Here is a 17,397-nt window from a genome sequence, read left to right as displayed (position 1 = left end):
CCGGCAGGGAAACGGAACCATGACCGCGAAGCAGCTTTCCTTCATTGAACGCGCCTTTATCGGCGGCGCATGGGTTTCCGCCGATAATGGGGCCACCTTTCCCGTGCATGATCCCGCGACCGGCGCAACGCTTGGGCGCGTCCCGGACATGGGCGTCGCCGAAACCCGGCGCGCGATCGAGGCCGCGGGGACCACGCTGCCGCTCTGGCGCGACCGCCCGGCGAAGGAGCGCGCGCAGATCATGCGGCGCTGGTACGAGCTGGTGATGGCGGATCAGGAGCGTCTGGCGCGGATCATCACGGCCGAGCAGGGCAAGCCGCTCGCGGAAGCGCGTGGCGAGATCGCCTATGGCGCCGCCTTTATCGACTGGTTCGCGGAGGAGGGGCGCCGGGTTTACGGCGACATCATCCCCGGCCCGCTCGACCGGCGCCTGCTGGTGATGAAGCAGGCGGTGGGCGTGACGGCGGCGATCACGCCGTGGAATTTTCCATCCGCGATGCTCGCGCGCAAGGTTGCGGCGGCGCTGGGCGCCGGCTGCACGATGGTGGTGAAGCCGGCGGAGCTCACCCCCTTCTCGGCGCTGGCGCTCGCGGAGCTGGCCGAACGCGCCGGCGTTCCGGCGGGCGTCCTCAGCGTCGTGACCGCGCTCGATCCGGCTCCGGTCGGGCAGGAGCTCACGCGCAACCCACTCGTGCGCAAGATCAGCTTCACAGGCTCGACCGAGGTCGGGCGCATCCTGTTGCGGCTGGCGGCCGAGAATATTCAGAAATGCTCGATGGAGCTGGGCGGCAATGCGCCGCTCATCGTCTTCGACGACGCCGATCTCGACCGCGCCGTGAAAGGCGCGATTGCGACGAAATATCGGAATGGCGGACAGACATGCATTTCGGCGAACCGCTTCCTCGTGCAGCGCGGCGTCGCAGGGGCCTTCGCGCAGAAGCTGGCGGAAGCGGCGAGCGCCCTGAAGGTCGGGGCTGGCGCGGAGGAGGGCGTTGCTGTTGGTCCTCTGATCGAGGCGGCGGCTGTCGAGAAGGTGGAGCGCCATATCGCCGACGCCCTCGCCCATGGCGCGAAACTGCTGGCGGGCGGGGCGCGTCATGCGCGTGGCGGGCTGTTCTTCGAGCCGACCGTGCTCGCCGATGTCCCGGCCGAGGCGCTCATCTTTCGGGAGGAGACCTTCGGCCCCGTGGCCCCCGTGATCCCCTTCGACACGGAGGAGGAGGCGGTCCGCCTCGCCAATGCGACCCCCTTTGGCCTTGCCGCCTATTTCTACAGCGGCGACGTCGGGCGCATCTTCCGGGTGGCGGAGCGGCTGGAGTTCGGCATGGTGGGCGTGAACGAAAGTCTCATTTCCACCGAGGTCGCTCCCTTCGGCGGCGTGAAGCAGTCCGGCCTTGGCCGGGAAGGCTCACGCTACGGTCTCGACGATTATCTGGAGATCAAATACGTCTGCCTCGGCGGCATGTGAGGCGTCACAGCACCTTGCGGCAGACCGTGCGCGTGACCGTGCCGCGCACGCCATAGCCGTCGTCGGTCTCGACCACGACCTCGTGACAGTTCATCCTGGCGGCGGCTTCGTCGTCGATCGCCAGAATGAACGGCTTCACGCTGGAGACGCTTTCAACCGCAGGCGCGTCGGCGCTCTTCGCGAAAACGGCCTTGGCGGCGGCGACGGCGACATCGGCGCCGAGGCCGACAATCGCCACAGCGAGCGCGATGCGGATGCAGGACGTCTTGCGGATCATGGTCATTCCCCTCTTCTTGGCAGGTTCGTCTTGCGAACGGGAAGAGGTTTAATCGCGCCGCGCCCGGAAGTTTGTGCGCCGGCGCACAGGCCGCGAACAGCAAAAAGCCCGCCGGTCTCCCGGCGGGCTTCCTCTATTCCTTGAGGCGATCAGACGTCGAAGCCGCCGTCGCCGCCGTCGTCGAAGCCGCCTCCGTCATCGAAGCCGGGATCGGTGCTGTAGTCGGCGTCGCTCACGCCGCCGCCGTCGTCGCCGCCAAATCCCTGGTCGTCGCTGGCGTCATAGCCGCCGGCTCCCGGCTCGTCGCCATAGTAATTGTTGATGACGGTCGTCTCGCTGCTGGGCGTGAAGCCCGACCCAATTCCGAGATTGCCCATCCCGGAGCCGCTTCCGTGCGAGAAGAGGCTGCGAATGCTGTCGGCGAGCAGCACGCCGCCCGCGACGCCGGCGGCCGTGCCGAGCGCGCCCTTCAGGAAGCCGCCGCTCTCGGGCTGCTGCTGACCCCAGCCCTGCGGCGCATAGCCGCCCGCGACCGGATTGTTGCCCTGCGGCGCGCCCCAGGGCCCGCCCTGCGGGGCGCCATAGCCGGGAGGCGGCGCGGGACGGCGCGGCGGAGGCGCCTGGCGTTGGCCGCCTCCGAACAGACCACCGAGAAAACCGCCGCCCGCGGGCTTGGACTGCAAGTCCTTCACCTTCGCTTCGAGTTCCTCGATCCGGGCGTTGGCGCCCTGCAAGGCCTGATCCTGCACGATCACCGTCTGCGCCAGAAGGTAGGGCGCGGCCGGCTGCTGCTTGATCTGCTCGGTGATGAAAGTTTCCGCCTCCTGGTCGCGTGGACCGCTGGCGGCGCTCTTCGTGCGCTCAAACAGCCCGACGAGCAGTTGACGTTCTTCCGGTGACATCAGTCTCTCCCAGTAGGAACCGGCCCAAAAGGCGCGGCGTCTGGAAATATGGGGGAAGCCCGGAAAGGCGCCAAGAGCGGACGGCCGCTCAGCAGGGTTAAAGTTTCGACATCCGCCGGCAAGCTTCCGCCCGGCGGTTCGCTCAGTAGGTCACGGTGACAATGACCGTGTCGGAATAGAGGCCGGGGGTGGGGGTGATCTGGACGGGGACGCGGCCGTAGATCAAGTACGATTGCTGGGACCCGTTGCCGAAGCCGTAGACCGTGTCCGAGCCGACCGTCGTTCCCCAAACGGCGCCGCGCGTGGACTCCCGATAGAGAGAATAGGTCAAGGTCGCGCCGCCCGGGCCGGTCATCTTGCGCGCGGCGACGGTGGCGCCTGCGCCGTTCCCCGCCGAAAGACCGACGTTATAGGGGGTCGTGCTGGTGCAGGAGACATACATCGACCCGGTGGCGTCGATGGCGTTCTTGATGATGCCGCTTGTGGGAAAGGTCAGGTTTGCTGTCTGGACGGTACAGGAGGCAAGGAGCGTGACCGAGACGTTGAACGTCAAGGCGACGCCAATATACGCAGTATTCGTGCAGACGTCCGATTCCGCCAGGGCCCCGAATCTCGCTAGGGAGCCCGAGGAGACGGAATAGGTGTCGCTATAGGTTCCCGGCGGCACCCCCATCGGGAGGGACTGTATTTTTGCGTAGACCGTCACATTCGTCGACCCGCCGCTCGCCTGCGAATAGTGGATCGCGGTGATGAGGCCGGGGGAGTAGGTGAAAACCGTCGAAAAGGCCGGGTCGGCGTAGAGTTGATAGCCGATGACGCCGCTTGTCCCCGACGAGCGCAAGTAGCGGTTGGTGACGCTCGTGCTGCTGGATCCGTAGTTGATCCTGTTGCAGATGTTGAGCGTGCCGCGCGTGGGGAAACCCGCCGTGCAACCCTCGGTGATGGTTGCGGTTGTCGTGGAGCCATACACGTTGGAGACCGTCTTCGCTCCAAAGCTGACGTTGCTCATGGTCGCCGCGCAGTTCTGGGCGGCGGCGGGGCCGGACATCAGGAAAAGCAGACAGACGACGACACAGCGCCAAAGCGACACCCGTGCGGGCCGTGTCCTGACGTGAGTGATTCCCTCCATGGCTTGATCTTAGCATTTTGCCCGGCGCGGGCAACGCGACCTTCCCCCGGTTACTCCCCGGCGAGCGCCATGTCGTCGCGGTGGATGACCTCGTCCGGCCCCTTGAAGCCGAGCAGCGCCTCGATGTCCTTCGTTGAGCGTCCCACGATTCGGGCCGCGTCGACCGCGTCATAGGTGACGAGGCCGCGTCCGATCTCGCCGCCCTGATGGTTGCGGATGACGATGCAGTCGCCGCGCGCGAAGGCGCCTTCGACGCGCGTCACGCCCGCCGGCAACAGGCTCGCGCCGGAGGCGAGCGCGCGCGCCGCGCCCTCGTCGATATGCACGGCGCCCTTCGGCTCCAGCGAGCCAGCGATCCATTTCTTGCGCGCCGTCACGGGGTTCGACGGGGTGAGGAACCAGGTGCACCGCTCGCCCTTCGCGATGCGCTCGATCGGCGCCTCGTCGCGGCCGTCGGCGATCACCATATGGGCGCCGCCGGTCGTGGCGATCTTGGCCGCCTCGATCTTCGTGCGCATGCCGCCCCGCGAATATTGCGAGGCCGCGCCGCCCGCCATGGCCTCGATCTCGGCGGTGATGCGCGGCACCACGGGGATATGTCTGGCGGAGGGATCGCTGGCGGGCGGGGCGGTGTAGAGCCCGTCCACATCCGAGAGCAGCACCAGAAGATCCGCGCTCGCCATCGTCGCGACGCGGGCGGCGAGGCGGTCATTGTCCCCGTAACGGATCTCGGCCGTGGCGACCGTGTCATTCTCGTTGATGACGGGAACGGCGCGCAGCGCCATCAGCCGCGTGAGGCATTCGCGCGCGTAAAGATAGCGGCGGCGCTCCTCCGTGTCGCCGAAGGTCACGAGCACCTGGCCGGCGATGAGTCCGCGCGCGTGCAGCGCCTCGGCCCAGAGCCGCGCCAGCGCGATCTGTCCGACGGCGGCGGCGGCCTGGCTGTCTTCCAGCTTCAGCGCGCCGTGCGGGAAGCCGAGCACGCTGCGCCCGAGCGCCACGGCGCCGGACGACACCACGAGCACATCCGCGCCGCCGCGATGCAGCGTGGCGATGTCGTCGGCAAGGCGGGTGAGCCAGCCACGCTTCGCCGACGCCTCGCTGGGGTCGACCAGAAGCGAGGAGCCGACCTTGACGACGATGCGGCGGAAAGAGGCGATATCAGGGGCGCGATGGGTCATCCGGGGGCGATCGAAACCAGAGAATGGGTGGGCGTGGGACAGTTAGCCCAGGGGCAGGGGGACTGCAAATGAGGCGCCCCGCCGCGCCGGTTTCTGGTCGCGCTTGCCATGAGGTCCGGGCGCGTCAGCTATCCGGTTTCCAAGCCCAGTGAGGATAGAGCAATGCACCCGCAAGGAGAGATTTTGCTCAAGGCCATGGCCGTGGCGTGCATGACATTCTTCATCGTGAAGATCGGCGCCGCGGGCTTTCCCGCCCTGATGGCCGCGCTCGCCGCGAATTGAACAGAAACGCGCGGGACATTCGGCGGGACGCCGACCCTGCTATCCTGCGACCGGCCGCTGTCGACTTGCCCCCGTGGCGGCTCGGCTGGGGTCTGGCGAGGCGGGAACCTCCTCACCTCCCCGGCCGTTCGGCTTTTCCCGATTCTGCGAAGAAACCCACGTGAAAGGCGGCCCGCTCGCCTGTCACAGCGAGGGACCGCCAATCTGCGCCCTGGCGTCTCGCGACGCAGGCACGCGCGAGGGTTGGGCAACCACTTCGCGCGCCAGCGCTTTCCCCACAGGGAACGGAACCTCTCCGGGCGTTCCCGCCCTGACCCCGCTGGGGGACGGTTCCTAACGCTGCATGAAGAGAACGCGCCGCATTTGGACTTGTTCCGGGCGCCGCGCGGCGTTCACCGTCTCGACACAGCCTCGAACCACGTGCGGGATATTCCCCCGACGCGTGTGATTGCGCGCCGGCAGCCCGCGCGGAGGCCCGTCTGGGCTGAGGGGACTTGGGCGGGCCGTCTCCGGCGGGCGAACACAGCCGCGCGGCGGCTAGCTTTGGCCGGCTACAGGGAGGAGACACCCGACGACAAAGGCAATGATGGGCCATGCGCCGACGATCACTTCGCCGACTTGATCCGCAGTGGCCATATCGCCGACGCCGAGGATCATGGCTCCCTTGCTGATTTCGGAAATGGCGAAAACCGCCTCCCGGCGCACGAGCGCAATAAAGGTCTGGATCGTGAAACGCATAACCCGACATCGCTCCGCCCCTCTGTATCCAAGGCCGGAAATGGTTCGGGAATGTGGCGTAGCCGCCCTCTCATTTGGCAAGCACGTGGGAACGTCCGCCAGACAGGGCCCGTGAGGGCGACACTTTTTTTGTCACAAAAATCGATGGGCCACTCGCGATCGGTTTCCCGCCGTGCTGCGATCCGACAGTTTTTTTTTAAGAGTGGCAGGAGTGGAGGGGCTCGAACCCCCAACCCCCGGTTTTGGAGACCGGTGCTCTACCAGTTGAGCTACACTCCTGCAGCGCCAGTCGGCGCGCGCCTCTCTTGCCGCAACAGCGTCGCAGACGCAAGGGGCCTTTTCTTCTTTTCGTCAGGAATTTCCGCCGGGGAGCAGGGTCACGGCGCGGCGGTTCTGCGACCAGCAGGAAATATCGTCGCAAACCGCGACCGGCCGCTCCTTGCCATAGCTGACCGTGCGGATGCGCGAGGAGGCGACGCCGCGCGAGATCAGGTAGTTTTTCGCCGTTTCAGCGCGGCGCGCGCCCAGGGCGAAGTTGTATTCGCGCGTGCCGCGCTCGTCGGCGTGGCCCTCGATGGTGAAGCTGTAGCGGCCGTAACGGTTCAGCCACTCCGCCTGACGGTCGAGCGTCGCCTGGGCCTGCGAGGTGAGATCGGTCGAATCCGTCTCGAAAAAGATTCGGTCGCCGACATTGTTGGCGAAGTCCTGCGGGCTGCCGGGCGCGCCGACGCCGCTGCGCGCGATTCCGCCCCGGCCGCCGCCGCCGGCCCCGGCGCCGCCGGCGAGATCGGCGGCCGCCTCGTCCGCCGTGTTCTTCGCGCAGCCCGCCATGGCCAGCGCGGCCGTCAGGGCGAGGGCGAACTGGGCGCGGCGGGCGCTCGCGGAAAGCTGCATCGGGTCAACTCCTGTGGGGACTTCAAGACTGCGACAGTCCTAGCCGCCGGATGGTTAAACGAAGGTTCCGTCAACCTTGACGGAAGGTGTGCGGAACCGGCCACACCCCGGCGGATTTCTGATTTGCTTAATAAAAGGTTAAAGGGTTAACGAAAGATGAACGGCCGCGCCCGCGCCGCTTCGTCCGGGCGGAGACGTCTTGCGGCGTGCGAATGTGTCACTATCATGGTAAAGTGCGGCACGAGTCTGGAGGACATGATGAACGAGGGCATCGCGCCGTTTCTCTCGCCGATAACGCTCTTTCTCGGCGGGGGACTTCTCGCCATCGGCCTGCTTTCGCTTCTCGATCTCCATTTCTTCAAGACCAAGACCCAGGGCAAGGTGGCCCTTGCGCTCGGACTCGTGTTCATCCTCGCGACGGAAGCCATGTTCGTCACCAGCGGCGCCAGCGGCCGCTATTTCGAAGGGATGAAGATGGACGTGACCGACTGCGAATATCAGGTCGAGCGCGACTTTCCGTTGGAGCGGCGCGCACAGCCGGTCCTGATCGAGCAGAAGATCAAGGCGTGCATGGATACGCTCGGCTACGACTGGACCGAAAGCCACAAGCATTGCCTGGAGGCGCGGCTCTCCACCAATGTCTTCTGTTACCTTCCCCGCGCCACAATGCAGCGCAGCATTGTGGCGTTTCAGATGCGGTTCGAGTAGGCATTCGCGCGGCTTGTCCGCGGCGATCTGTCCGAAGGGCCGGTCTCTTGAGAAGAAAGTGATGCAATGGAAGATTCGCATGACGAAGACCTCGTCGAAGACGCCGATGAGCGGGATCAGATGACGGCGGCGATCGTCGCCGGACTTTTTGGCGAAGCCGATCTGAAAGCCTTCCTGTCGAAGGCGCCCTACGCCGACGGCGATTCGCTTTTCACCGAACTGCTGAACAAGGCGGTGGGAAAGGTGTTCGAGTTCGACGAGGAAGAGCGGATCGAACTCATCAGCGCGCTCTTCGCCGAGTTCAACTGGAACTACATCATCAACCTGCTTCTGAACGAAGCCTCGGAGGCCGGCCTTTATCGGGACGGAGAAACGCGGCTGCTCGAAGAGGACGGAAATTCCTGACGCCAGCGCGGCTGGCCTCGAATGAGAGAGCCCCGGTCTGTGACTCAGACCGGGGCTCTCGTTTTTTGCCGTGTCGCGCTTTCCCTCGCCTAACCTAGAAAAGCGAGCCCTGACCCCCCTCCGGCGTCCGTTCCGGCGTCTTGTCGCGTGGACGGCGCCTGGGTGGCGCTGCTTCGGGCGCCGGCGTGGAGCCGGCCGCTCCGGCGAACGCCGCCACGCGCCCGTCGGCGAATTCGATGGTGAGCGCCGCGCCCGCCGGCGCCCCTTCGACGCTGCGCACAAGCTCGTCCCGCTCGTTGCGCACCAGCGCGAAGCCGCGCGCGAGCACCGCCTTGTGGCTGAGCGACTCCTGAAGCCGTGCCAGCCGCGCCAGCCGGTCCCTGCGCTGGTCGCGCGCCATATCCCAGGCGCGTTGCAGGCGCGCGGCGGCGTTCGGGAGCCGCTGGCGGTCGCTTGCTCCCTGCTGGCGGGCGAGCGCGATCCGCGCCTTCAGGCCCTGTTCGAGGCGTTGGCCGAGGCCGCGCAGACGCTCCGTCTTGCCGCGCAATTCCGCCTGGGGGGAATGGCCTGCCAGCGCATGCGACAGACGCGACAGGCGCAGGCGGCGCGAGTCCTGCGCGGCGCGCAAGGCGGCGCGCAGCCGTTCGGCGGCGCGGTCTGCGCGCTGGCGCGGCGTCTGCAACACTTGCTCGGGCGTCGGCAGGAGGCGCGCGAAGGTCGCAAGTCGTGTGCGGCGATCATCCAGGGCGCGGGTTTTCGCCAGAGCGAGGCGTCGCGCCCGCGCCGCGAGACGCTCCGCAAGCTCGGCGCGCACCGGCACGGCCTTCTCCGCCGCGCCCGTCGGCGTGGGCGCGCGCAGATCGGCGACAAAATCGAGCAGCGTCGTATCGGTCTCATGGCCGATCGCGGAGATCAGCGGAATCGCGCTCGCCGCCGCCGCGCGCACGACGATTTCCTCGTTGAAGCTCCACAAATCCTCCAGCGAGCCGCCGCCGCGCGCGACGATCAGCACGTCGGGGCGGGGAATCGGGCCGTCCGGGGGCAGGGCGTTGAAGCCCGAGATGGCGTCAGCCACCTCCGCGGCGGAGGTCTCGCCCTGCACGCGCACCGGCCAGACCAGCACCCGGCGCGGGAACCGGTCGGCGAGGCGATGCAGAATGTCGCGAATGACGGCGCCTGTCGGCGAGGTGACGACGCCGACGACCCTCGGGAGAAATGGCAACGGCCGCTTGCGCGCGTCTTCGAACAGGCCCTCGGCGGCGAGCTTCTTGCGCCTTTCGTCGAGCAGCGCCATCAGCGCGCCGACGCCCGCGGGCTCCATCGCCTCGATGACGATCTGATAGGACGACTTGCCGGGGAAGGTGGTGATGCGCCCCGTCGCGACGACTTCGAGCCCCTCCTGCGGGCGGGTGCGCAGGCGCAGGAAGGTTCCCTTCCAGATCACGGCGTCGAGGCGCGCGCCCTGATCCTTGAGGCAGAAATAGGCGTGGCCGGAGGCGTGGGGCCCGCGATAGTTGGAGATTTCGCCGCGCACCCGCACGCGGCCGAAACGGTCCTCGACCGTGCGCTTGAGCGCATTGGCGAGCTCGGTGACGCTGATCTCGGGCGCGTTGCTTCCCGGCGGTGGGCTCAGCTCTTCGTCGGCGGACTCCATCCGCCACTCTATGCCGCATTTCACGCCGCGCCGCGAGGCGAAAAGAAAAGGCGCGGATCGGACCGCGCCTTTTCGTCTCTCAATATTTGCGCATGAGCGGCGGCGGCGGGGGCGGCGCCAGGGTCGGCAGGATATAGCGGAATCCGACCCGCACGTCGTGGGAGGCCAGATAGGCGCTCTGCACTTCGCCGGCGCAGACCGCCACGCCCTGGCAGACGATCGTGCCGGTGTTCATCTTGCCGAGATCCAGATAGCGGTAGCCGACTTCGAGCTTCAGATTGGGCGTGACATTGTAGGCGAGGCCCGCGCCGAGCTGCCAGGCGAAGTTTGTCTGCATGCGATCGCGCGCATAACCGAAGCCCCCGGCCGGCTGGGCCGAGATGTCGTAGAAATTCTGCAGCCAGTTCACGCCGACGCCGACGCCGCCGCCGACATAGGGCGTGATCCCATACCAGGTGCCGAGATCGAAATAGGCGTTGGCGAGGAAGACCGAGGCGCTGTGCTGGCCATGATAGAGGTCGTGGCAGCGCGCATCGAAGCCGCAGGGCGACCTGCCGGGAGCGCTCCAGATGTCGGTGTAGCTCTGGATGGCGCTGTACTGCGCCGCGGTGCGATATTCCCCGGTGACGTCGAAGCGGAACCAGTTGTTGAACTGATAGCCGACGCCCGCGCCCGCGAAGGCCGCGTCGCCAATCGACGCGCCATTGAACAGCGGGGCGGGCACGACCACCGTGGGATCGGTGAAGGTCGAGCGCAGACCCGAGAGCTGATAGGCGCCGACGCCAACGTCGCCGCGCAGATACCAGCCGCCGAAATCCAGCGGGGGCGGCGGCGGCGGCTCCATTGGCGGGGGCGGCGGCAGGAGATCGGCGGCCCGAGCGCTGGCGCTTGCGCCAACGGCGATTGCGGCCGCCAAAAGGAGGGCGAATGAACGGCCCATGGTGACTTCCCTTTGCGAAATATGGGCCGCGAAGCGGTCCCTCGGCGATATGGCCAAGGCTGAGATTGCATGCGAACACTTAAGGTCAAGTTAACCTTACCGGGCGCTCGGGGAGTCTCGTAAATATATGATATGGAAGCTTGTATTGCCCTGAATGGCGACGCCCGGCGGAGAAAAAATCGCCGTCGGGCGTCGCGGGTCGGGAACGGGAAAATCAGGCCGCTTCGGCGGAGTCCCGCAACGCGTTGCACACCTGCGCGACGAGCGACTCGACCAGGTCGCGGTCGTCGCCTTCGGCCATGACGCGGATGACCGGCTCGGTGCCGGAGGGGCGCACGATGAGGCGCCCGGCGGCGCCGAGCCTTTCGCGGGCCGAGTCGATGGCCACCGTCACCGAGTCCTTTTCGAGCATCTTCTTCTGGGCGCGCACGCTCTTGAGGACCTGCGGCAGGGGCTCGAAGCAATGGCACACCTCACTCACCCGCCGGTTGCGCCGCTTGACCTCCGCGAGCACCTGCATGGCGGTGACGAGACCGTCGCCGGTTGTGGAATAGTCGGACAGAATGACATGGCCGGACTGCTCGCCGCCGACGTTGTAGCCCTGCTGACGCATGCGCTCGATGACATAGCGGTCGCCGACGGCGGTGCGCTCGAGCGTGAGGCCCATGCCGTTGAGATGCCGCTCGAGACCGAGATTGGACATGATGGTGGCGACGAGGCCGGGTTTGGACAGCAGGCCCTGGTCGCGCCAGCTCCCGGCCACCACCGCCATCACCTGGTCGCCGTCGATCACGGCGCCGGTTTCGTCGACGAGGATCACGCGATCAGCGTCGCCGTCGAGCGCGATGCCGACGTCGGCGCGCAATTCGCGAACCTTGTTGCGCAGCGTCTGCGGCGAGGTGGAGCCCACGTCCCGATTGATGTTGAAGCCGTCCGGCTCGACGCCGATGGCGATGACCTCCGCGCCCAGCTCCCAGAGCGCCTCGGGCGCGACCTTGTAGGCGGCGCCATTGGCGCAGTCGATGACTACGCGCAGACCTTCGAAGCTCAGATTGCGGGGCAGGGTGTGCTTGGCGAATTCGATGTAGCGGGCGCGCACGTCGTCGATGCGGCGGGCGCGGCCGAGCTGGGTCGCGCCGGCCAGCCGCCGGGTCAGATCGCTGTCCAGCAGGCGCTCGATGTCCGCCTCGATCTCGTCCGAGAGCTTGTGGCCGTCGGGGCCGAACAGCTTGATGCCATTGTCCTCGAAGGAGTTGTGCGACGCCGAGATCATGACGCCGACGTCGGCGCGCATGGAGCGGGTGAGCATGGCGACGGCCGGCGTCGGCATGGGGCCAAGCAGCAGCGTGTCCATGCCGACGGAGGCGAAGCCCGCGACCAGCGCATATTCGATCATGTAGCCGGAAAGACGGGTGTCCTTGCCGATGACGACGCGGTGGCGCCCTTCGCCGCGCTGGAAGATCAGCCCCGCCGCCTGACCGACCTTGAGGGCGAGCTCGGGCGTGATCGTGACATTGGCGAGGCCTCGGATTCCGTCTGTTCCAAAATAGTTGCGGGCCATCACGTATCCTTCTCGTATGCACAACAAAGTGACTGCGACGTCAGGCGTCAATATGACGGGAAAAATGCGCCCCAAACCCGGGGCATGTTTTACAACATTGCGCGATGGAGTCATCCATCGGTCGGAATTCTCGTTAAAGAGGGACGGCGATGCAGACAATCATTTACCACAATCCCAACTGCGGCACGTCCCGCAAGGTGCTTGCGGCCCTCCAGGAGGCGGGTCTCGAACCCCGGATCGTGGACTATCTGAAGACGCCGCCGGATCGCGAAACACTCGAGGCGACGCTGAGGAAGATGGGGAAAAACGTGCGGGACATTCTCCGCAAACGCGGCACGCCCTATGAGGAGCTCGGCCTCGACAATCCCGCCGTGACGGACGACGAGATTTTTGACGCTATTGCGCAGCATCCGATCCTGATCGAGCGCCCGATCGTGGTGATCGGCGACCGGGCGGCTCTGTGCCGGCCGGCGGAGGTGGTGGAGACGTTGATTTCCTGAACGGTCATCCAGCAAGCGGGCAGGGCGCCGCCACCGCCGGCGGTGGCGGGGCGCGCGAGCGGCGGAACGCCAGCGCCGCGCGCCTTTTCCCCGCTAATCTTCGTCTGTCGAATCCGTATCGCTCGAACTTGCTACTCGCGCGGTCCGATGACGCCCTCTTTGTAAAGTCGTTCGCCTACAGCTCGGGAGCACAAACTCCAGATTCGATCAGTCCGATCTTGCCAGGAGCCAGCGTCTCTTATTATTCCGATGATATAGGCGGCAATTTCGTTTCTGTTGTTCGCGTTCGGATTTTTCTCCGCGGACTCTAGGATCTGCAGAGAAAATATAACAGAAGCTAATGACATCTCGGAGACCCCTGCACTCCAGATTTCGCCTGCGGTTCTTGATGCGTTTGACGGAGGATCAGCGTCTGCAAACTTGCGCTCCATCAGGTCCTTCAAGCTTTTCAGATCCGAATGCTCGACCAGAAATAACGCCAAAGGCCCGACCTTTATAAAGAGCTGATCGCTGGTCTTGAAGAAAAAACCTGCGTTGTTCAGCGCATCGAAGAGTTGAGGGCTCTCGGTAAAAACTCTTTTTGCCGCGAGTGTGATCTGTGAGTCGGTGTTCAGTATTATCTCTTTCGACAACCAATTGATCTTTTCCGCACGCCGCTCGGCAACGACGTCCTTATCCGCGCCTATGAGAGCGCTGAGCATGAGATTTAAATGTTCACCCGGTTTAGGGAGCTCTGATACTCTTGTCTTCAGTATAGAAATGTCCGCTTCAGCGGCGAGTTTGGCGACCGCCTTTTCCTCATGTTCTCCCAGGTAACTGAAGATTTCGCTTTGTCCGGGGGCCGAGGATTTCAACTCCCTCAAGAAGCGGTCCCCCACCTTTCTTGGGAATGGTTTTTCGCTCGCGAGCTTCATGATCAGTATTTCGCCAAACGTCGGCCGATCCTTGGCAGGCTTCCGATCCGGATTCGGAAAAATGTTTTCAGGGACGATGTTGAATATAATCTTCAGATGTTCGAGCCCGCCGGGCCTCTTCGCCATATCCTCACAAATAGGCTGGATGACGCGGAGGTCTCCACCATGTTTGATGAAAAGCCCCATCCTGTTGAGGTTGCGTAGGACCTCGTCAGAGAGCCTGGGAAGGAGCTTGTTCAGAACGAAGCGGTATCGATCGTTCTGCTGCAGGCCAGAATGAATAAATCTTGCAAGATACTCGACCTTCTCGTCACGCCTTTGTTTATTCTCGTCATCGTTCGCCATCGTAAGGAGATCAACCACACGATCGTGAGCTTCGCTCCAGTCCGCGCCTTTAAGCGCGGCGAATTCGGGTTCTCCAGCAATAAGCTTCTCGAGGGTCTCACGGTCGGAAGATCGGCTGATTTTGCGAAAAAACCAATCGCGGCTTATTTCCGTCTTTCTTCCGGCTCGTTTCAGCGCTTCGAGCGACTCCTTGCTCGCTTTCAACCCAGAAAGATCGCCCGATATCGTGTAAGGCTTTTCCTTTCGCTTCGGGACTTGAGTGTATTTCTCGAAAGGTCCGGTTTCGGTCGACGTGAGCCCGAGACAAGTCGTCTTGTCGTCAAGGAAGATGAGCGCCGAGCGATCGAGCCTGTCTATCACGGCGTCGGATCCGGCATCGCTCATGGCCTCCATTCCATGGACTCTTCGCGGATGCGCCTCATTCGCGACCACCATGCTCACGCAGTCGACCGCCTCGCTCATCAACAGCGCCCAGAGATGCTCGGTCGTGGGTGGGTTGCCATCACATCTGTTTGCGGAAATGAATTCCTCGCAAACCGTCTTCAACGCGGCGTTGCACGAGGCCGTAAGGGAAACGGCTTTGCTCGACAGCAGGAAACACACGCCGGCCTTGTAGAGATTGTGCAGATCCTGCACGCGATTGACGAAGTCCTGCGAGCCCGAATGGCAGGCAGTAATATAGACAGTCGCGGCACAGGCCTGATTACTGCCATCGAGGGGCTTGCGAATTTCGTGCAGGACTTCGAGGGCTGATCCCTCGTCCTGGGAATCGCTTGCCGATGCGAGCTTCAAATCTACTTTTCCATCTCTGTCCTTGCCAATGCCGCCATGCAGGTCGAGCAAGATCTGGCTTCCGTCTCCAATCGTGCCGTCGCGGCGCATGGCGCTCATCGTCGCCGGCAGACCCGCAGCGTCATTGATCGGCATGTGAGAGGAGGAGACGCTGGCGGCGCGGCATTGCTGGTCGAGCGCCTTGGTGTAATCATTCTTCGCTGTGTCTCCTCCCGCTGCGAAGATTATGATGGTTCTGGCGTGAGAGGGCGCTTTCGCCGTCTTGTCCGTAATTCCCTGGGTCTCTGTGATTGGGCGGTAGATGTTGAAATCGCTATACATGAACAGCACCCCCCTTGGCGTTCTGCTCAGAGGATAGGGTTGACATAGATCAGTGAAAACGATGTCAGGGTTGTGCATTCCTTTTCCGCGCAACCAGCTCCGCTGGCAATTTGATCGTCCGGGTACGCAGCGACCGCGGGGAGAACGCCGTGGCGACGAAGCGCTCGCTCGGCCTCACGCGAGGCGCCGTGTCGGTTTAAATGATGTCTTTCAGAGTCAATATCCCAAACGCGTCGATATGGTTCTCTAGAATATCCGCATATTGCGCTTTAAGAAAAGGCTCGCATTTGCAGGTTCTTATCGTAGCAATGACATAATCTATGATTGCATCTGAATCTTCTTCGTTGGTTGCGGCCGCGTCAATAAGTTGCAGGGACAAGCGAATTGCCTCTGGCTGGCCGCTCGAAAGGTTCTGTCTCCAGATTTCCGCGGCAGCCTTTGTTGATGGATCAGGCCGGAAATCCAATACGTCTCTCAGGTGAGCAAGGTTCGATTTGCGGGCAAGAAACACCGTTATGGATTGCAAGTTTTTCTCGGTCTGTCCGCCGCTCCGTATGAAAAACCCCGCCTTGTTCAGCTTATCGAATAATTCGGGATTATCTTTGAAGAGCTCTTTCATAATGCGTAAATGAGTGTCCTCGGAAGCTCGACTGTAACGCTCAAAAATACTATTCATGAGAAAGCGAAGTTTTTGGTCGGACCTTTCTGCATCTAGATCCTGATCGCGGTACGCCGCGTGGAAGAGTTCGATCAAACCCTCGTGAGCGCCGTTCCAGCCTTGTTCTCTCATTCGAGCGAATCCAGGCGACGTCTCGATATGCGCCGCCAAGGTCTTCCAGTTCGACTGGAGAGCTAATTTTTCCGCTATCCTGAAATACTGTCTGCCTTGTGTCTCTTTTTCCGGTCCGCTCAGCCCGAGCAGCGCCTTCTGATAATCCTCCATAGCCGCAAGATCGCCAGAGATTGTAGCCTTCGGAAGTTGCGCGCCTTCCGCGAAAATTCCGCTGCGGGCCGCCAGGAGGCCGTGACTTGCGCCTTTTTCGCTGAAAATCAACGCCTCGTGATCGAGCCTCCTGATCAGCGCCTCGGCTCCCGCATCGCTCTCGCTCTTTGGCGCGTGGACCCTCCGCGGGCGTGCTTCATTCGCCACGACCATGCTCATGCAATCGCCCGCCTGCGCGGTCAGCACCGCGAAGATATGATCTGGCGTAGGCGACTGGCCGGCGGACCGTTTTGCCGAGACGAACTGGTTGCAAACCGCGTTCATCGCGATGTTGCTTTCCTCTTCCGAAACATCTGCCTTGCTCGACAGCAGGAAACAGACCCCGGCCTTATAGCGATTATGCAGCTCCTGCACGCGGTTGACGAAATCCTCAGCGCCCGCGCCACAGGACGCTATGTAGACCGTGGCCGAACATGTTTCATCGCTGCCTTCGAGGGGCTTGCGAATTGCTTCCAGGATCTCGAGAGCAGAGCCCGCGTTCTCCAATTCGGCGTCTTCGTGTGCAAGGGCGAGGTCGACTTTACTGTCCCCGTCATCGACGATCACGCCGTGCATTGAGATGATGATTTGGGTATCGTTGCCGATCTTACCTTCGGTGCGAAGTTGCGTGATCGTGGACGCCAGTTTCGGACCCGACGCCGCGACATGGTCAGAAGAGACTCCGCCCGCGGCGCATTTTTTTTGCAGTCCCCTGGCTGTCCCGCCAAGGCGCCGATCTCCGCTTGGCGTAAAGATCAGGACCGTCTTTGCCGCGGAGTGTTTGTCCTCCTTTTTGTCTGCGACCGGCGCGAGACCGCTCGTGGCGGCGGTCGTCTCCGGTCTGACGGTTTTGTTATAATCCGAGAAAAGCGACATATGGGACATCCCTGCAGGCGCTTTTAGCGTAAGCGTTACAATATGCCTGTCAAGATCCGCGTTCGCAATCCAGGAAAAACGCTGCCGGCCCTCGAGGCGTGTCGACAGGGCTGCTGTTTCTCGTGGACGGCAGCAGTCCCATGTTCGATAGGGAAGTGAAATCGGCGCATGAAAAAAGCCCGGCGAAATCGCCGGGCTTTTCCATCTCAAACCGGGTTCGGCGATAGCCCGCCGACATCCGGCTCCGGGTTCTGTCCCGTTGTCGGGACGGCGGAGCCTCTCGGCGGCTGCGGGGCGGAGGAGCTGGTGTCCTCGCGCACCGGGCGCTTGCCGACGAGAAGACCCTTCATCTCCTCGCCTGTCAGCGTCTCGAACTCCAGCAGCGCATTGGCGATCACGTCGAGCTGGGAGCGCTTCTCCGTCAGGATCTGGCGGGCCTTGTCATAGGCCTCCTGAACCAGACGGCGCACCTCGGCGTCGATCGTCTGCTGCGTCGCTTCCGACAGCGACTGCTGGCGGCCGAGCGAA

Annotated in this window: 15 protein-coding genes, 1 tRNA gene and 1 pseudogene; 4 read left to right on the top strand and 13 right to left on the bottom strand. The window is 63.8% G+C overall.

Annotation, left to right across the window (positions count from 1 at the left end):
* Positions 1 to 19 precede the first annotated feature (19 nt).
* Positions 20 to 1,468 carry an NAD-dependent succinate-semialdehyde dehydrogenase gene (locus tag ACR652_RS15555; protein WP_434507387.1) on the top strand — a complete coding sequence of 483 codons (1,449 nt, stop codon included), beginning with the start codon at positions 20 to 22 and terminating at the stop codon, positions 1,466 to 1,468.
* A 4-nt stretch (positions 1,469 to 1,472) separates the two neighbouring features.
* On the opposite strand, the gene ACR652_RS15550 is transcribed toward ACR652_RS15555, so the two are convergent.
* The 7 genes from ACR652_RS15550 to pal form a co-directional block, all read right to left on the bottom strand.
* Entirely contained in the window at positions 1,473 to 1,751 is a 279-nt protein-coding gene (locus tag ACR652_RS15550) for a hypothetical protein (protein ID WP_434507386.1), read from the bottom strand.
* 143 nt (positions 1,752 to 1,894) lie between these two features.
* Positions 1,895 to 2,647, bottom strand: coding sequence for a DUF2076 domain-containing protein (locus ACR652_RS15545; RefSeq protein WP_434507385.1), 753 nt, complete (start codon positions 2,645 to 2,647; stop codon positions 1,895 to 1,897).
* A gap of 142 nt (positions 2,648 to 2,789) precedes the next feature.
* Positions 2,790 to 3,776: a Csu type fimbrial protein gene (locus ACR652_RS15540; protein ID WP_434507384.1), complete on the bottom strand. Its 987-nt coding sequence runs from the start codon at positions 3,774 to 3,776 to the stop codon at positions 2,790 to 2,792.
* A gap of 50 nt (positions 3,777 to 3,826) precedes the next feature.
* Positions 3,827 to 4,957 carry a glutamate 5-kinase gene (proB, locus tag ACR652_RS15535; protein WP_434507383.1) on the bottom strand — a complete coding sequence of 377 codons (1,131 nt, stop codon included), beginning with the start codon at positions 4,955 to 4,957 and terminating at the stop codon, positions 3,827 to 3,829.
* 819 nt (positions 4,958 to 5,776) lie between these two features.
* Complete coding sequence (locus ACR652_RS15530; protein ID WP_434507382.1) at positions 5,777 to 5,977, bottom strand: hypothetical protein; 201 nt, start codon at positions 5,975 to 5,977, stop codon at positions 5,777 to 5,779.
* 203 nt (positions 5,978 to 6,180) lie between these two features.
* A tRNA-Trp gene (locus ACR652_RS15525) sits at positions 6,181 to 6,256 on the bottom strand.
* Positions 6,257 to 6,328: 72 nt separating this feature from the next.
* Positions 6,329 to 6,871, bottom strand: a complete 543-nt coding sequence (pal, locus tag ACR652_RS15520; protein ID WP_434507381.1) for a peptidoglycan-associated lipoprotein Pal — start codon at positions 6,869 to 6,871, stop codon at positions 6,329 to 6,331.
* Between the two features lie 225 nt (positions 6,872 to 7,096).
* On the opposite strand from pal, the gene ACR652_RS15515 reads away from it, so the two are divergent.
* Entirely contained in the window at positions 7,097 to 7,579 is a 483-nt protein-coding gene (locus ACR652_RS15515) for a hypothetical protein (protein ID WP_434507380.1), read from the top strand.
* A gap of 66 nt (positions 7,580 to 7,645) precedes the next feature.
* Positions 7,646 to 7,984, top strand: a complete 339-nt coding sequence (locus ACR652_RS15510) for a hypothetical protein (protein WP_434507379.1) — start codon at positions 7,646 to 7,648, stop codon at positions 7,982 to 7,984.
* 94 nt (positions 7,985 to 8,078) lie between these two features.
* Here ACR652_RS15510 and xseA read toward each other — a convergent pair whose 3' ends face one another.
* From xseA to glmM, 3 genes are all read right to left on the bottom strand, one after another.
* Positions 8,079 to 9,638, bottom strand: coding sequence for an exodeoxyribonuclease VII large subunit (gene xseA, locus ACR652_RS15505; protein WP_434507378.1), 1,560 nt, complete (start codon positions 9,636 to 9,638; stop codon positions 8,079 to 8,081).
* A 79-nt stretch (positions 9,639 to 9,717) separates the two neighbouring features.
* Positions 9,718 to 10,578: an outer membrane protein gene (locus tag ACR652_RS15500; RefSeq protein ID WP_434507377.1), complete on the bottom strand. Its 861-nt coding sequence runs from the start codon at positions 10,576 to 10,578 to the stop codon at positions 9,718 to 9,720.
* Between the two features lie 214 nt (positions 10,579 to 10,792).
* Complete coding sequence (gene glmM / locus ACR652_RS15495; protein WP_434507376.1) at positions 10,793 to 12,139, bottom strand: phosphoglucosamine mutase; 1,347 nt, start codon at positions 12,137 to 12,139, stop codon at positions 10,793 to 10,795.
* A gap of 149 nt (positions 12,140 to 12,288) precedes the next feature.
* On the opposite strand from glmM, the gene arsC reads away from it, so the two are divergent.
* Entirely contained in the window at positions 12,289 to 12,639 is a 351-nt protein-coding gene (gene arsC, locus ACR652_RS15490; protein ID WP_434507375.1) for an arsenate reductase (glutaredoxin), read from the top strand.
* 131 nt (positions 12,640 to 12,770) lie between these two features.
* Here arsC and ACR652_RS15485 read toward each other — a convergent pair whose 3' ends face one another.
* From ACR652_RS15485 to ACR652_RS15475, 3 genes and pseudogenes are all read right to left on the bottom strand, one after another.
* Complete coding sequence (locus ACR652_RS15485) at positions 12,771 to 15,011, bottom strand: hypothetical protein (protein WP_434507374.1); 2,241 nt, start codon at positions 15,009 to 15,011, stop codon at positions 12,771 to 12,773.
* A 196-nt stretch (positions 15,012 to 15,207) separates the two neighbouring features.
* The gene (locus ACR652_RS15480) at positions 15,208 to 16,869 is read right to left on the bottom strand and encodes a hypothetical protein (protein ID WP_434507373.1); all 1,662 of its coding nucleotides are present in this window, start codon (positions 16,867 to 16,869) and stop codon (positions 15,208 to 15,210) included.
* Between the two features lie 206 nt (positions 16,870 to 17,075).
* Positions 17,076 to 17,397 (bottom strand): annotated as a pseudogene (locus ACR652_RS15475) (ATP-dependent zinc metalloprotease FtsH); the annotation flags it as partial.

It is taken from the genome of Methylocystis sp. (assembly GCF_051061225.1).
In the GTDB taxonomy this organism is placed as follows: Bacteria; Pseudomonadota; Alphaproteobacteria; order Rhizobiales; family Beijerinckiaceae; genus Methylocystis.
The sequence above is the reverse complement of the archived record's forward strand: the minus strand, read 5'-3'. Positions and strand labels throughout refer to the sequence as shown.

What these genes read in the sequence shown, in the direction of transcription:
- ACR652_RS15555 (WP_434507387.1), top strand. Translation starts at nt 20, where the DNA reads ATGACCGCGAAGCAGCTTTCCTTCATTGAACGCGCCTTTATCGGCGGC.
- ACR652_RS15550 (WP_434507386.1), bottom strand. Translation starts at nt 1,751, where the DNA reads ATGACCATGATCCGCAAGACGTCCTGCATCCGCATCGCGCTCGCTGTG.
- ACR652_RS15545 (WP_434507385.1), bottom strand. Translation starts at nt 2,647, where the DNA reads ATGTCACCGGAAGAACGTCAACTGCTCGTCGGGCTGTTTGAGCGCACG.
- ACR652_RS15540 (WP_434507384.1), bottom strand. Translation starts at nt 3,776, where the DNA reads ATGGAGGGAATCACTCACGTCAGGACACGGCCCGCACGGGTGTCGCTT.
- proB (WP_434507383.1), bottom strand. Translation starts at nt 4,957, where the DNA reads ATGACCCATCGCGCCCCTGATATCGCCTCTTTCCGCCGCATCGTCGTC.
- ACR652_RS15530 (WP_434507382.1), bottom strand. Translation starts at nt 5,977, where the DNA reads ATGCGTTTCACGATCCAGACCTTTATTGCGCTCGTGCGCCGGGAGGCG.
- pal (WP_434507381.1), bottom strand. Translation starts at nt 6,871, where the DNA reads ATGCAGCTTTCCGCGAGCGCCCGCCGCGCCCAGTTCGCCCTCGCCCTG.
- ACR652_RS15515 (WP_434507380.1), top strand. Translation starts at nt 7,097, where the DNA reads ATGGTAAAGTGCGGCACGAGTCTGGAGGACATGATGAACGAGGGCATC.
- ACR652_RS15510 (WP_434507379.1), top strand. Translation starts at nt 7,646, where the DNA reads ATGGAAGATTCGCATGACGAAGACCTCGTCGAAGACGCCGATGAGCGG.
- xseA (WP_434507378.1), bottom strand. Translation starts at nt 9,638, where the DNA reads ATGGAGTCCGCCGACGAAGAGCTGAGCCCACCGCCGGGAAGCAACGCG.
- ACR652_RS15500 (WP_434507377.1), bottom strand. Translation starts at nt 10,578, where the DNA reads ATGGGCCGTTCATTCGCCCTCCTTTTGGCGGCCGCAATCGCCGTTGGC.
- glmM (WP_434507376.1), bottom strand. Translation starts at nt 12,139, where the DNA reads ATGGCCCGCAACTATTTTGGAACAGACGGAATCCGAGGCCTCGCCAAT.
- arsC (WP_434507375.1), top strand. Translation starts at nt 12,289, where the DNA reads ATGCAGACAATCATTTACCACAATCCCAACTGCGGCACGTCCCGCAAG.
- ACR652_RS15485 (WP_434507374.1), bottom strand. Translation starts at nt 15,011, where the DNA reads ATGTATAGCGATTTCAACATCTACCGCCCAATCACAGAGACCCAGGGA.
- ACR652_RS15480 (WP_434507373.1), bottom strand. Translation starts at nt 16,869, where the DNA reads ATGTCGCTTTTCTCGGATTATAACAAAACCGTCAGACCGGAGACGACC.